The 13,773-nt window shown below is 31.5% G+C and carries 15 protein-coding genes; 5 read left to right on the top strand and 10 right to left on the bottom strand.

Going from position 1 to position 13,773, the window contains the following annotated elements:
- Positions 1-9: 9 nt before the first annotated feature.
- From vanR to P8F83_RS02170, 3 genes are all read right to left on the bottom strand, one after another.
- The gene (gene vanR / locus P8F83_RS02180) at positions 10-705 is read right to left on the bottom strand and encodes a VanR-ABDEGLN family response regulator transcription factor (RefSeq protein WP_326513247.1); all 696 of its coding nucleotides are present in this window, start codon (positions 703-705) and stop codon (positions 10-12) included.
- Positions 706-1,001: 296 nt separating this feature from the next.
- The gene (locus P8F83_RS02175; protein WP_326513246.1) at positions 1,002-2,888 is read right to left on the bottom strand and encodes an ABC transporter ATP-binding protein; all 1,887 of its coding nucleotides are present in this window, start codon (positions 2,886-2,888) and stop codon (positions 1,002-1,004) included.
- Positions 2,885-4,621, bottom strand: coding sequence for an ABC transporter ATP-binding protein (locus P8F83_RS02170; RefSeq protein WP_326513245.1), 1,737 nt, complete (start codon positions 4,619-4,621; stop codon positions 2,885-2,887). The genes P8F83_RS02175 and P8F83_RS02170 overlap by 4 nt, the downstream gene beginning before the upstream one ends.
- A gap of 265 nt (positions 4,622-4,886) precedes the next feature.
- On the opposite strand from P8F83_RS02170, the gene P8F83_RS02165 reads away from it, so the two are divergent.
- The 5 genes from P8F83_RS02165 (at position 4,887) to P8F83_RS02145 (ending at position 7,388) form a co-directional block, all read left to right on the top strand.
- Entirely contained in the window at positions 4,887-5,714 is an 828-nt protein-coding gene (locus P8F83_RS02165; protein ID WP_326513244.1) for a MerR family transcriptional regulator, read from the top strand.
- Positions 5,715-6,070: 356 nt separating this feature from the next.
- Complete coding sequence (locus P8F83_RS02160; RefSeq protein WP_326513243.1) at positions 6,071-6,508, top strand: hypothetical protein; 438 nt, start codon at positions 6,071-6,073, stop codon at positions 6,506-6,508.
- 127 nt (positions 6,509-6,635) lie between these two features.
- Entirely contained in the window at positions 6,636-6,824 is a 189-nt protein-coding gene (locus P8F83_RS02155; RefSeq protein ID WP_326513242.1) for a YvrJ family protein, read from the top strand.
- 79 nt (positions 6,825-6,903) lie between these two features.
- Positions 6,904-7,128 carry a DUF1659 domain-containing protein gene (locus P8F83_RS02150; protein ID WP_326513241.1) on the top strand — a complete coding sequence of 75 codons (225 nt, stop codon included), beginning with the start codon at positions 6,904-6,906 and terminating at the stop codon, positions 7,126-7,128.
- Positions 7,129-7,169: 41 nt separating this feature from the next.
- Positions 7,170-7,388, top strand: a complete 219-nt coding sequence (locus tag P8F83_RS02145; RefSeq protein ID WP_326513240.1) for a DUF2922 domain-containing protein — start codon at positions 7,170-7,172, stop codon at positions 7,386-7,388.
- A 102-nt stretch (positions 7,389-7,490) separates the two neighbouring features.
- Here the strand turns inward: P8F83_RS02145 and P8F83_RS02140 are convergent, their stop codons facing one another.
- From P8F83_RS02140 to P8F83_RS02110, 7 genes are all read right to left on the bottom strand, one after another.
- The gene (locus tag P8F83_RS02140; RefSeq protein WP_326513239.1) at positions 7,491-8,957 is read right to left on the bottom strand and encodes a glycoside hydrolase family 1 protein; all 1,467 of its coding nucleotides are present in this window, start codon (positions 8,955-8,957) and stop codon (positions 7,491-7,493) included.
- A gap of 1 nt (position 8,958) precedes the next feature.
- Positions 8,959-9,873 carry an ROK family protein gene (locus P8F83_RS02135; protein WP_326513238.1) on the bottom strand — a complete coding sequence of 305 codons (915 nt, stop codon included), beginning with the start codon at positions 9,871-9,873 and terminating at the stop codon, positions 8,959-8,961.
- A 116-nt stretch (positions 9,874-9,989) separates the two neighbouring features.
- Positions 9,990-10,823: an alpha/beta hydrolase gene (locus tag P8F83_RS02130; protein ID WP_326513237.1), complete on the bottom strand. Its 834-nt coding sequence runs from the start codon at positions 10,821-10,823 to the stop codon at positions 9,990-9,992.
- A gap of 117 nt (positions 10,824-10,940) precedes the next feature.
- Complete coding sequence (locus P8F83_RS02125) at positions 10,941-11,705, bottom strand: ChbG/HpnK family deacetylase (protein WP_326513236.1); 765 nt, start codon at positions 11,703-11,705, stop codon at positions 10,941-10,943.
- Between the two features lie 62 nt (positions 11,706-11,767).
- Positions 11,768-12,073: a PTS sugar transporter subunit IIA gene (locus tag P8F83_RS02120; RefSeq protein ID WP_326513235.1), complete on the bottom strand. Its 306-nt coding sequence runs from the start codon at positions 12,071-12,073 to the stop codon at positions 11,768-11,770.
- A 22-nt stretch (positions 12,074-12,095) separates the two neighbouring features.
- Complete coding sequence (locus P8F83_RS02115) at positions 12,096-12,398, bottom strand: PTS sugar transporter subunit IIB (protein ID WP_326513234.1); 303 nt, start codon at positions 12,396-12,398, stop codon at positions 12,096-12,098.
- 48 nt (positions 12,399-12,446) lie between these two features.
- Positions 12,447-13,718: a PTS sugar transporter subunit IIC gene (locus P8F83_RS02110; protein WP_326513233.1), complete on the bottom strand. Its 1,272-nt coding sequence runs from the start codon at positions 13,716-13,718 to the stop codon at positions 12,447-12,449.
- Between the last annotated feature and the right edge of the window lie 55 nt (positions 13,719-13,773).

Here is a 13,773-nt window from a genome sequence, read left to right as displayed (position 1 = left end):
AAATGGCAATTAAATTTTATACCCCACTCCCCATATAGTTTTTATATATTTAGGTTCATCAATAGTGTCACCCATTTTTTCACGCAAATGTCGTATATGAACTGTGATAGTATTATTGCTTTTGCTATAATACTCATCTTGCCATATCTTATGAAACAACTCCTCTGAACTAACAACATTCCCCTTATTCTGTAGTAGGATGCAAAGTATAGAATACTCTGTTGGTGTTAGTGAAATAGGATTTCCATCAAGTAGACACTCATATGTCTTAGTATTAATTTCTAAATCAAAATAACTTAGAACTGTACTTGTATCTAATTCTTCTTTTAGGGGATTATACTTTTTATATCTACGCAACTGAGCCTTTACTCTAGCAATTAATTCAAGCGGACGAAAAGGCTTAGTTACATAATCATCTGCTCCTAGAGTAAGTCCAGTAATCTTGTCAGTTTCTTCATCTTTTGCAGTTAGCATTATAACTGGAAAGGTAAACTTCTCACGTATTTTTCTACAAATATCGAACCCATTTAAATCAGGCATCATAATATCCAAAATAGCAATGTCTAGCTCTGTATTTTCTATACATTCAAGTGCTTCTTTAGCTGAATAATATTTATATACGATATAATTTTCATTTTGTAAATAGACCTCAATAAGGTCTGCTATATCATGTTCATCATCTACCACGAGAATTTTATCATTCATAACTATTGTCCTCCTTTTAAGCATATCTAAGATATTTTATTATTGTATCAAAATCTTTTTTGCTATTTATGATTTCCTGCATAAGAAATTATTAAGATTTTCCTAACGCTATGACTTTTTTTAGCGACTCAGATAAAAACAAGATAAGCAGGAAATAGGTACGAGCTATTACTATCATCATAATTATGATATTTATAAATGTCAAAGAATTCCTAAACTTATAGGAAATTTCAAAAAAGATTCAAAAATCCTCGACTGAAAATACAGTCGAGGATTAGTCAAATTATTAATATTTATTAGACGATATTTACGTTTATATTTACAGAACTTTTACTCATAAATTGACTATTGTACAGCTCTTCATAAAAGCCCCTTTGTGACATCAAGTCATTATGAGTACCCTGCTCGATAATAGTACCTTCCTTCATCACTAAAATTAAGTCCGAATCTCGGATTGTAGAAAGCCTATGTGCAATTACAAAGCTTGTACGTCCTTTCATCAGGTTTTTCATTGCTTTTTGAATTTCTATTTCTGTTCGAGTGTCTACGCTTGAGGTTGCTTCATCTAAAATAAGAATTGTTGGGTCAGCCAGAATTGCTCTGGCAATTGTAATTAACTGCTTTTGTCCAACTGACATACCAGTAACCTCATCATCCAGAACTGTTTGATACCCTTGTGGAAGAGTACGAATAAAGTGGTCTATTCTAGCAGCTTTTGCTGCTTTCTTAATTTCATCTTCACTAGCATCTTCTCGTCCATATGCAATGTTTTCTGCTATAGTTCCATTAAACAACCAAGTATCTTGTAAAACCATCCCAAGAATCGATCGTAATTCTTTTCTACTTATTTCACTAATATTCACACCGTCAATAGTGATTTTCCCACTTTTCAGCTCATAGAATCTCATAAGCAAGTTGACAAGGGTTGTTTTCCCAGCTCCTGTAGGTCCTACAATAGCAATTTTACTTCCCGCTTTGACATTAATATTAACATCATTCATCAATATTTTATCTTCGCTATACCCGAAACTCACATGCTCAAATCTAATATTACCTTTTGGCAGTAGTATTTTCTGTTTATCAGTGGCATCTTGAATCTCTTCCTTCTCATCTATAATTTTGTATACTCGTTCTATTGAGGCTATAGCTCCCTGTAAACTATTCATGGTAAATGCAAATTGCGTGACTGGCTCAGAGATTTGGTTAATATATTGAAAAATCGCTTGAATATCACCTATAGAAATAGTTCCACTAATAACAGAAAGTGCCCCCTTCACAGCAACTACTACATATCCCATCTGTCCGATCAAACGGACAATAGGGTTTATTACATAAGTAATAAATTGTGCTTTACTAGACTCTTTACGCATTTTTTCATTTAGCTCATCATTTGTTTTAATCATTTGTTCTTGGAGATTAAAGGCTTTAATTACTAAGTTACCAGTAAAAGCTTCTTCAATATTTGCGTTTAACTCCCCAAGTGCAGCTTGATTTTTTGCATAATAACCATGAGTTTTGGTAGAAATCAGTGCTGCAACAGCCATACTTGCTACAATAGATATGAAAGCAATTAGTGTCAGTACAGGGCTTATTACCATCATCATAACGAAGGCACCAATAATTGTTACAAAGGAAGTTAATATCTGGGTCAAACCTTCTTGCAAAGTGTCTGAAACTTTTTCCATATCACTAGTAATACGACTTAAAATATCCCCCTTTTTATGGGTATCATAATAACTTAATGGGAGTCGGTTAAGCTTGCCACTAATTGATTTTCGCATATCTAAAGAGAATTGTTGCGAAATACTTGCCATTGCATGTTGCTGTAAATAGTTAAACATCGCATTTAAAACATATAGGATGAAAATTATAAAAACTATATTTCCCATAGTGCTAATATTTAACTCGAAAACTCTATTTTCAGACGTTGCACTTTGTATACCTTTGAAAATTTGATCTATTGCCCTCCCAATCAGTTTAGGAGTTATTATACTGAATATAGATGCTACTACTATACAGATTAAAATAGTTAATATTTTAGCCTTTTGCTTCATTAAATCCTTGAAAAAACGTTTCATCGTGCCTTTAACATCTTCTGCCCGCTCTGCTGAGATTCCATCTCCAAATATATCTATATTGTCTTTACTATTCACTTCATCTAGTCTATCTTTTTCTTCGCTCATGCCAATTCCTCCTCACTTAATTGTGACTTTGCAATCTGCTGGTAAACCGAGCAATCAGCCAACAATTCTTTATGTGTCCCTATACCTACAATACGCCCTTCATCTAAAACAATTATTTGATTAGCGTCAATAATGCTGCTGATACGCTGGGCTACTATAATTACAGCACTGCTTATCACTTCTTTTTTTAGTGCCGCTCTAAGCCTTGCATCTGTCTTAAAATCTAAAGCTGAAAAGCTATCATCAAAAAAATAAATTTGGGGTTTTTTAATAATTGCCCTTGCGATAGAAAGTCTTTGCTTCTGCCCACCAGAAAAGTTACTTCCTCCTTGAGAAACTGAAGAATCTAATCCTTTCTCTAACCCAGAAATTAAATCATCTATCTGAGAAATTTTTGCTGCACGATACATTTCATCAACTGTGGCATCTTTTTTTCCATGTCGTAAATTATCTGCTATTGTTCCACTAAACAAAAATGCTTTTTGTGAAACATATCCAACCATTTCTCTCAAGTTTTCTTCAGAATACTCACGAATACTCTTTCCATCAACTAATATTTCTCCTGATTGTATATCATAAAGCCTCATCAATAAACTTCCAACCGTAGATTTTCCTGAACCTGTACTTCCTATAATAGCAGTCGTTCCTCCAGGTGGCGCTACAAAGCTTATCTCGTGCAAAACATCCTCATCTGCTCCCTCATAACGGAATGTAACATTCCTAAACTCAACTTTTGCATTACTTTTACTGTTATTAAGATTATTCTGAACTGCCACTTGCTTTGAAAATTCTGGTTCCATGTCTAGCACTTCATTGATTCTTGTAGCACATGTTTGTGCACGGGGAATCATAATGAAAACTGCAATACCCATTATTAAATACATTAGAATTAGCATGGCATATTCAATAATAGCCATAATATCGCCAATTTCAATATTTCCCATAGCCACCTGTTGTCCACCCAGCCAAACAATAAGCAACGTGGTTAAATTCATCATTACCATTATAACTGGCATCAAAACAGCAAAAATTTTATTTACTTTAATTGCAGTGTTAGCATATTCTAAAAAAGTTTGGTCTGTACGATTTTTTTCATACTCGGTACGATTAAATGCACGGATAACACGGACACCGATAATATTATCTCTTACTGTACGGTTGATATTATCCATTAATATTTGTAGTTTTTCAAAAATTGGTATAACCTTTCTGCCGATTAGAATAGTTATTAATACAACTACTAGCATAACACCCATAATTGTAAATGCTAAAAGACGGTTCTTAGAAAATGCTAACAATAAGCCTACAACAGTCATTATAGGTGCAGGGAGGAGCATTTCAATAATAATAGAAAAACTTTGTTGGACTTGAGTTACGTCATTAGTGCTCCGTGTTATTAATGAGGCTGCACCAAATTTATTAAAGTCATTTGTAGAAAAAATTTGTGTTTTTCGAAATAACTCTTCTCTAACATCACGTCCCATTACTGTTGCAACATTCGTTGACATGTAAGTTCCTAAAATTGAAACAATAGCAGTGAATAGAGCCAAAAGTAACATAACTCCTCCCATTCTCCAAACATAATCCAGATCCCCTCTAACAATACCATTATTAATAATACCTGCAGTTACTGTAGGTATGTAAAGAGTTCCTAGCATTTGTATAAATAAAAGTATAAGCATCATTATAATTCGCCTTTTGTAGGGGCGCAAAAATCGCAACAATTTTATCATGTATAATCCTCCTTTAAGTTTGTGCGGTAATTTTAGTATCACCACGTTTATTTTCATAAAACATATAATACAGTATTACGTAACCAGATAGTCAAGTGAAATTCGACTATTATCTGTTTTTAATAGATAACTTAAGATTTCTGCTATTAATGCATACATATTTAGGGATAATTATTATATAATATGGGGTATATAAAACTTGATTCATTTTATAATTAGCTATAAGTTTATATATAACGTAACAAGATAGTATAAGGAGGCATTTATGGCTAAACTTTTTAAACCACACTTTACAACAGGTGAATTTGCAAAACTTTGTGGAGTGAATAAAAGGACTTTATTTCACTATGATGATATTGAGCTCTTTCAACCTGCTATAAAGGATAAAAATGGATATCGTTTTTATTCTTATAATCAAGTGAAAGTTTTTTTTATAATCTCAATTTTTAAAGAGTTAAACGTTCCGTTAAAACAAATAAAAAAATACCTTGATGAGAGAACACCTGAACTTATGCTTAATTTGTCAAAAACAAAAATTAATGAAATTGATAAAGAAATAGAAAGACTAAACTATGTCAAATACTCATTACAAGGTGGTATTTCATATATTTTACAGGGATTGCAGGTTGATTTTACTAAAATATTCATAGAGGAACAAGATGAGGAAAAACTCATCCTCAGTGAGTTAATTGATTATGAAACAAAAGACTCTATAAAATCGTTAATGGATTTTCTTGATTTTGAATACAATACATCTTCAATGGAAACCTCTTTTGCAGGAAAAATTTTGACAAAAGAAAGAATTTTGAATCAATCTTACGATGATGTAGATTATTTTTATGTAAAGACCACTAGCATAGAGCCTAATACAAAGATAACCATAAAATCTAAAGGACTTTATGCCGTCTCATACCATCGTGGAGACTATGAAATGATAGGAAAAACATATGAAAATATGCTTGCTTTTTTAAAGCGAAACAACCTGGAAATGAATGGTTTTGCCTATGAAGAGTTTCTAATAGATGAGATTTGTGTAAAAAGCGTAGATGATTATGTTACTAGAATTACTATGGATATTAAGCTATGTAACTAAATAAAATTCCATAGATTTATTTACAACTTTTTTGGGAGCATCCCTACTTCTAAGCACATAATAAATTGTATAGCTACGCTCCCTCTAGGAGCTAAAAAGACACTGGAAAGTTTATCTCTCTTCCTGTGTCTTTTCTATTACTTTTAAAACATTTGCCTAAAAGATAATCAACATTAGCTTTTTACATTCTGTATAGATATATTTTTTTCTATATGTCTATCTAGATATATAACTATATATAGTGTTTATGCGGCTTTAGAGGGTTTTGCCAATAAAAATTGATGGAATTTTACATTAATTATTTTAACTTTTTCATATATCTAAGTTAAATAAAAAAATGTTGAGGAGGTATGAGTATGAAAAAGAAAAGTTTTAAGAAAACAGTTGTTGAAGATGAATTATCTTTTGAAGAAGATTTTGATGAAAGTGGATTCGATGTTGCACCTCTTGGAACACAAGTATCTAGTTTTTCTTTTTGTAATGATACCACTGAAGAAGATAATTCTAATAATACAGATTTTAATAATAACACCAAAGATATTCTCTTTACTAAACAATCTAATAAAAAATCAATGGATAACCGTTATGGAAAACCAACTGCCAACGGTGCTGCTCCCCCTATTGATGGTGAGCCTTTTAACCTTAAACGCTGCCACAACTACAGAGAATCAACTATAAGAAAATTAAACGAACTTAAAGCAAAACATCCGGATGTTAATGTTTATTTATGTACCATACTGGATGAGGCCATTAATGTTTTTTATAATCTAACTTTTTATGAAAACAAAGAATAACTATGTGAATATTTTATATTTTTGCATATATGTTAAGTGTTAAGAAGAATCTAATGAGGCTTGTGAAGAAGTCTATACAGAAACAAGGTGTTCTTAGATAGTTAAAAAGATAAGGAGGTGATTTTCTATGGAAGTTAATGAACTAATATCCCTAATAGCCAATCTAGGATTTCCTGTTGCTATTAGTGCATATCTACTTATTAGACTGGAGAAAAACTTAAACAGTTTGACCTCATCTATAAACAAACTAAATACGATTATTTCAACCAAACTTGGAGTTGTTATAGATAATGGAAATGATGATAAAATTGCATAAATTTTTTTATGAAAAGTTTAGCAATAATTTTAGGATTGACATATATTCTTTGTATAAAGATTTAAAGGAGGTGAGATCTATGGCTGTTAGTAAGGTTTTAAATTCTACTTCTCTTGCTATTGAAGTGGAGAATGGTGTTAATGGATCTGGCAAAGTTGTCTATAAGAAGAAAAACTTCTCAGGTGTTAAGATTAATGCTGCTCCCGAAAATGTATTTGATGTAGCTGAAGCCATCAAAGGTGTTTTAAGTAATCCTGCTCGTGATTACTTATTAAATGAAACATCAAAAATCGCTAATGTTTAACTTTTAATCAATTTATTTTATTATAGAAAGGAGATGAATTTATGGAATATTCATTATCAATGACTTTTGTTACTGAAACTGGGGACAAGGTTTCCATGACAGTATCTGGTGTTAAGAGTGACATAACTAAATCTGAGATATCAGCTTTAATGGATACTATTATAGCTAACGATGTTTTCTTAAGTAAAAATGGTTCATTAACTGCTAAGTATACAGCTCAGTTAACTCAAAGAGCAGTTACTAAGTTTGATTTACAATAATCAGCAAATAGAGAATATTTATAAGCACCTATCATTAATGATAGGTGCTTCATATAGTAAAACTGTCTAAAATTTATAATTATTTTTCTATGAATGATTATATTACTCTAAATCTTCACCATTAGTTTCAATGACTTTTTTATACCATTCAAAGGATTTCTTTTTTGTTCTTTTTAATGTTCCATTTCCCTTATCATCCATATCAACATAAACAAAACCATAACGTTTTTTCATTTCTCCAGTACCAGCTGAGACTAAATCTATACATCCCCAAGGAGTATATCCCCAAACCTCAACCCCATCATATTCAACTGCTTTTTTGATTTGTTTAATATGTTCCTTTAAATAGTCAATTCTATAATCATCATTAATTGAACCATCAGCTTCGATTGTATCTAAAGCTCCCAATCCATTTTCTACTATCATTAATGGTAATTGATATTTGTCATAAAGCCTATTAAGAACTAATCTTAAGCCTTCTGCATCTATTGGCCATCCCCACTCTGATTCTTTTAGATATGGATTTTTTACACCAGCTAGCTGATTTCCAAATGAACCTTCAGAGTTCTTTTTAGTAGAGATAACTGAAGAATTATAATAACTAAAAGAAATAAAGTCTACAACTCCTTCTTTTAGGATATCCTCATCACCTAACTCTTTCTTTAAAACAACCTTTTGTCTCTCTAATTCTTTTAATTTATAAGAAGGATAATATCCTCTACATTGAACATCATAATAGAAATCTTTAAAATCTCTTGAAATTTCCATTTCAGCTATAGAATCCTTAGGATTGCAGGTCTCTGGATAGAATAAAATATTAGCTATCATAAGACCTATATTAAATTCTGGATTGATTTCATGTCCTAATTTAACAATTTTAGCATTTGCTAATAAAAGATGATATATTGCTTGTTGTTGCTTTTGTATATTAGAAGCATTAGTAATACCCAATTCTAGATAACTTCTTAAAAAATTAACCTCATTGAAGGTAAGCCAATATTTAACTTTATTTTTATATCTTCTAAAAATTGTATCACAATATTTTACAAAGAAATCTATTGTTCCTCTATGTAACCAGCCTTCATACTTAATAGCAAGGTTTAGGGGTAAATCAAAATGATTTATAGTTACTAATGGTTCGATTCCTTGTTTATGACATTCATCAAAAACTTCATCATAAAACTTCAAACCTTCTTCATTTGCTATTTCATCATCCCCATTTGGGAAAATACGTGTCCAATTTATAGACATTCTAAAGGTCTTGAATCCCATTTCGCCCATTAATGCAATATCTTCTTTATAATGATTATAAAAATCAGTAGCTACATGACTAGGATAATAGTTATTCTCCTCCACTACTGCTTTTGCATTTTCTGGTACATCTTCAAATCTTGATATTGTCTTTCTTTCACCGTTTTCTAATTCAATAACTATCTTTCTTGGATTCTTCATATCACCGTCAGTAACCGTATCAGCAGCTGCTAGACCTTTTCCACCACTTAAATATCCACCTTCGTATTGGTTAGCGGCAGTAGCCCCACCCCATAAAAATTTTTTAGGAAAACTCATATTATTTATATCTCCTTTCAGATATTACTTTTCTAATAAAATTTTGTAGTGCACCTATTAGGTTTGAATCGTTTCTAAACTTACACGCCACAACAGTAGGTGCTGGAAAATCCACTGGAATCATTGATGCTAATTCGTGTATATTTTTTTGTATATATTCAATTAAAATATTTTGTGCACTTATTCCTCCTCCTATAGCTATTTTTTTTGGATTATAAATGTATTGTAAATTAAATAATTGCACAACTATTTTATAACAATATTCATCTAAGATTTCTAATACCTCTTTATCTCCTGAATTAGCATATTCAAAGACTTTTTCACCATTTATCTCTTCCTCAGATATATTTTTCACTGAAGCTACTTCGTTTATAAGTGCGTTAACTCCACAGGTTCTTGCCCACATAGATTCCATTGGATTTTTTTTTGTGTTTGAGCTAGTCATAATAACACTAAACTCACCTGCAATAAAATCAGCACCTTTATGAAGTTTTTTATCCTTTATTATTCCTCCACCTATGCCTGTTCCTAATATCACTACTATTCCATCATTACAATCCGATAGATTACCTAATGAAGCTTCTGCAAGTGCAGCACATTTCCCATCATTCTCTATAGTTATAGAAGTCGGACATCTCTTTTTAAGTATATCAACCATATCTCTTTTATCATTATATGTTAATGCTCCACCAGTAAAAGTATATCCTCTATCACTATCAATTCGTCCTGGCATACTTATTGCAATACCTTCAATTTTATCTTTGTATATATCATAAATTTCTCCAATGACTTCAACAAATGTTTCTAAAGAATCTTTAGGCGTTTTAACCTTCCCCTTTTCTAAAAACTCTGATTCCCTGTTCATTAGTGCATATTTAATAGAACTTCCGCCTATATCTAGTACTAAATATTTCATTTGAATCCCCCTTGGTTATATTTGTTATTTCATATAGTTGAGTGATATCTCTATTGTAGATATAATAAAAAGTCTTTAACATTCATTTTTTCCTCACGTAAATATTAAAATTATATTTACCTTCCTATATTTCCACTATTAATACCTGCATCACTACTTTCTAAAGGTAACCAATCAACCACTTTCTTTATATATCTGTTCCAGAAATCCCATTCATGTCCCCCAGGTCCTTCTTCATAAGTTATATCAAGACCAAGCTTTTCTACATAATTTCTAAAATCTCTGTTTGCTTCAATCAAATGATCCTGTTCGCCACATGCCATATATATATTAGGTATATTGGCTTTCTTATCAATTAACTCTTTTAAAATCCACTTAGGGTTTTTATCACTATTTTCAACTTTTGTAAGATCCCCAAAAAATTGTTCAACAAAGTTACGTCTCTCTAGAAAAAACTCCGAGTCATTTGTTCTTTTATCAATATTATCAAGAATTAACCCAGCGGAAAGTGCTGCTATAGAACCAAAAGTATCGTTGTATTTTAAACCATTTCTAAGAGCTCCATATCCCCCCATTGAAAGACCTGCTATATAAGTATCTTCTCTCTTATCAGATAAATGAAACATTTTTCTAGTTACTTCAACAAGCTCTTTTCCTATAAATTCTCCGTAATTATTTTGAGCTAGCGGATTATCTAGATAAAATGCATTATCTCCTGAAGGCATAACAACAGCTAACCCCTTTTCTTCTGCCCATCTCTGAATATTAGTCCCAGAAACCCAATCAGTATAATTACCAAATATTCCATGTAGTAAATATAATGTTTTAAATGGTTTCTCTTCTCTTTCAACCATACCTGGTAATAAAATTCTATCAACTGGTAGTATCACATTAATAGTAACTGTCCTAAACAAAGATTTTGATATGAAATTAGCTTGAATTAGCGCCATATTAACAACTCCTTTAATTTCTTTTGCATTTTTACTTAATTTTATAATTCGATTTTAAGTGACGTTATCCTTTTCTTACTTTATAAAATCAGTGATATATTTAAATATACTTTTTATTTATTGTCTTAATTCTCCAAAGCTAATAAGCTTAATAGAATGTTCCCTAAACCAATTAATAACTTTGTCATGGCATAAGGTCTCAAGATCCTTACACCTAGGTGTAGTAAGAGTAGAATTATCTAAAATAAATTGATCTAAATATCCTGGATGAAAGTGTAACTCTACAATCTTGCCATCACAGTTTAAAATATTCAAATCATCGTTAAGTATGTTCTCAACAGAAAGTCCTTTTGACATTATGTTCATCATAGTTTTAAAGTCACTTGGGCCTACGGTTTCCTTATATCCATGTAAATTTTCAGAAAATAATGAAGCATGAATGTTATATTCTAATGCTATATCTTTAAATGCCTTTTCTACAACTTCTCCAAAAACTGAATGTCCTTCTATATGTTGTGGATAATAGCCAAGTAGTTCTTTAAATCTTTCCATCTGCGAAATAGTCTCTTTTTTTACATCTTCATATACAAAACTTTTGCTACCATTTCTGTAGTAAGAAGAACTCCAAAAATATCCGTTTTCATCTACTAGTGATGGAATATCTTTAGGATTAGAACAGGGTTTTCCTAATACTAAATTTGTATGCTGTCCTATAAATAAATCTGGAAAAGCTTTAGCTAAGGAAACTGCATGTTCCGCTGCATCCATATTTACCATCAATGTTGTTGAAGATACAACACCATCTCTATATCCTTTAATAACACCATAGTTAAATGCTTCTGACATACCAAAATCATCTGCATTAATAATCACATTAATCATTTCTACCTCCTATCTTTTCTTATATATATTGTTAAGGGGTGTTAATAAAACACCCCAAGTATCTATTTGTTTCTATAGAGTTCTATAATTTCACGTGCCATAATTTCTAGCACTTCAGCACTCATCATTTGATCCTCAGAATGAATTAGCAATAATCCAGCTTCTACTTTTTTACCAGATGACTCATTTTCAATTAATACTTTGTGAAACTTATGTCCGTCTTGAAATAATTTTTTACCTTCACTCATTAAATTAGTTGCTTTATTGAAATCTCCCTTTTTTGCAGCTTGTATTGCCTCTACATAACAAGAACGTGCAGAACCTACTGCTGAAATAATCTCAAAGCAAGTCATCTCCAAACCTTCCATGGTATGCTCTCCTTTCTATAACTTAAGCTAATTTAGACAAAGCCAATTCTAAAACCTTCTTGCCATTCATTGTTCCATAGTCCCTTATATCAATTACATCTACCGGTTTATCAGGTCCAACTGATTCCCTTACATTTTCAAGAGCATAACGAATTTGAGGTCCTAACAATACTATGTCTGCTTTATCTTTATTTTTTTCTAATTCTGACTCTGGTATAGCCCATATTTCAGCTTCTATTCCCTTTTCTTCTGCTGCTTGTCTCATTTTTTTTACCAATATACTAGTTGACATACCTGCTGAACAACATAATAAAATATGAATCATCTTACATCTCTCCTTTATTAATTTACTGATACTATTAAATCTCTAATCTTATTCACCAATTGACTCTTCTTTAAAAGCTTGTCTATCTGCATATTTGAAGAATGGGAAATATAATAATGTTACAGCTAATATAGCACAACAGATACCTAAAGATGCAAATAATCCGGTTGTAATAGCAGCCCCTACTGGTGATGGCATTGTCCAAGGTAGGCTAATTGATGGGTTCATTTTAGCATGGGCTCCAAGCTTAATAAATATCAAACCAACTAAGGCACCTACTGGTGTAGATAAAAGCATTGGAATAAAGTAAATTGGATTAAACATTATAGGTACACCAAATATCAATGGTTCATTAATATTAAATAATGAAGGTACAATAGCTAGTTTACCCATTGTTTTATAACGTTCTGACTTTGCAGTAAGCATACAAATTGCTAATCCTAGTGTTGACCCAGCTCCCCCAAGTCCTATATATGCAGCTATTGCTGAGAAGGCAAAATAAGGTAATGGTTGTCCTGATTGGAATGCAGCAATATTTGCTGTACCAGCCGTTATAAGTACTGGCATATATACACTTAATATAGTATTAGGATGTATTCCAAAGAACCATAAAAAATTAATAATCATAAATACAATTACAACAGACCAGGGTGATGCTCCAAATTTCATTATTGGTGATCCTATTGTTCCATTAATAAAATCGTATACATTACCATATGTTGTAGCAGCAAAACCAATACGTACAAACAATACAACTATAAAAACTATTATTGCTATAAAAGTTGGACTTAATGATTTAGATACCATTTCAGGTACGCTATCAGGCATTTTAATTACAAGACCTTTTTTATCGAGATAACAATATAAATGTGTTACTAGTAAGGCTATAATCATTCCACCAAAAATAGCTGTACTTCCTAAATAGTTTTTTGTTAGTGCAAGTATTGGTGCATTATCAACCATAACTTGTTGTGGCATTAGAATAATATATGAACCTAAAGATAACATACTAGCTGTCATGCCATCATGTCCTTTTAACTTTGCATAATTATATGCAATGGCAAATACAATGTATAATGCCATAAGCTGGGTTGTCCCATTAATAACGGCATTCATGTGTACATCTACTCCAGTTTTTGCAAGAAAATCAGTCCAAGACTTTAGCGGAAAATTTACTGCTATTGCTATTAAGCAGGTTCCAAGAGTAAGTGGCATTGTGGACATCATTCCCATTGTAAGGGCTTTTATGACTTTATTTTTATTTAATTTAGCCATTGGCGGCATAACCTTTTTTTCCATGGTTTCCATTATGTTAGACATATTTCATTTCTCCTTACTTTAATATAATAACGTACGGTTTAAAGGTAATTCTTTT

Source organism: Clostridium intestinale (assembly GCF_035905475.1).
In the GTDB taxonomy this organism is placed as follows: Bacteria; Bacillota; Clostridia; order Clostridiales; family Clostridiaceae; genus Clostridium_T; species Clostridium_T intestinale.
The sequence above is the reverse complement of the archived record's forward strand: the minus strand, read 5'-3'. Positions and strand labels throughout refer to the sequence as shown.

Coding starts and splice junctions, on each gene's coding strand:
- vanR (WP_326513247.1), bottom strand. CDS start 705: ATGAATGATAAAATTCTCGTGGTAGATGATGAACATGATATAGCAGAC.
- P8F83_RS02175 (WP_326513246.1), bottom strand. CDS start 2,888: ATGAGCGAAGAAAAAGATAGACTAGATGAAGTGAATAGTAAAGACAAT.
- P8F83_RS02170 (WP_326513245.1), bottom strand. CDS start 4,621: ATGATAAAATTGTTGCGATTTTTGCGCCCCTACAAAAGGCGAATTATA.
- P8F83_RS02165 (WP_326513244.1), top strand. CDS start 4,887: ATGGCTAAACTTTTTAAACCACACTTTACAACAGGTGAATTTGCAAAA.
- P8F83_RS02160 (WP_326513243.1), top strand. CDS start 6,071: ATGAAAAAGAAAAGTTTTAAGAAAACAGTTGTTGAAGATGAATTATCT.
- P8F83_RS02155 (WP_326513242.1), top strand. CDS start 6,636: ATGGAAGTTAATGAACTAATATCCCTAATAGCCAATCTAGGATTTCCT.
- P8F83_RS02150 (WP_326513241.1), top strand. CDS start 6,904: ATGGCTGTTAGTAAGGTTTTAAATTCTACTTCTCTTGCTATTGAAGTG.
- P8F83_RS02145 (WP_326513240.1), top strand. CDS start 7,170: ATGGAATATTCATTATCAATGACTTTTGTTACTGAAACTGGGGACAAG.
- P8F83_RS02140 (WP_326513239.1), bottom strand. CDS start 8,957: ATGAGTTTTCCTAAAAAATTTTTATGGGGTGGGGCTACTGCCGCTAAC.
- P8F83_RS02135 (WP_326513238.1), bottom strand. CDS start 9,873: ATGAAATATTTAGTACTAGATATAGGCGGAAGTTCTATTAAATATGCA.
- P8F83_RS02130 (WP_326513237.1), bottom strand. CDS start 10,823: ATGGCGCTAATTCAAGCTAATTTCATATCAAAATCTTTGTTTAGGACA.
- P8F83_RS02125 (WP_326513236.1), bottom strand. CDS start 11,705: ATGATTAATGTGATTATTAATGCAGATGATTTTGGTATGTCAGAAGCA.
- P8F83_RS02120 (WP_326513235.1), bottom strand. CDS start 12,073: ATGGAAGGTTTGGAGATGACTTGCTTTGAGATTATTTCAGCAGTAGGT.
- P8F83_RS02115 (WP_326513234.1), bottom strand. CDS start 12,398: ATGATTCATATTTTATTATGTTGTTCAGCAGGTATGTCAACTAGTATA.
- P8F83_RS02110 (WP_326513233.1), bottom strand. CDS start 13,718: ATGTCTAACATAATGGAAACCATGGAAAAAAAGGTTATGCCGCCAATG.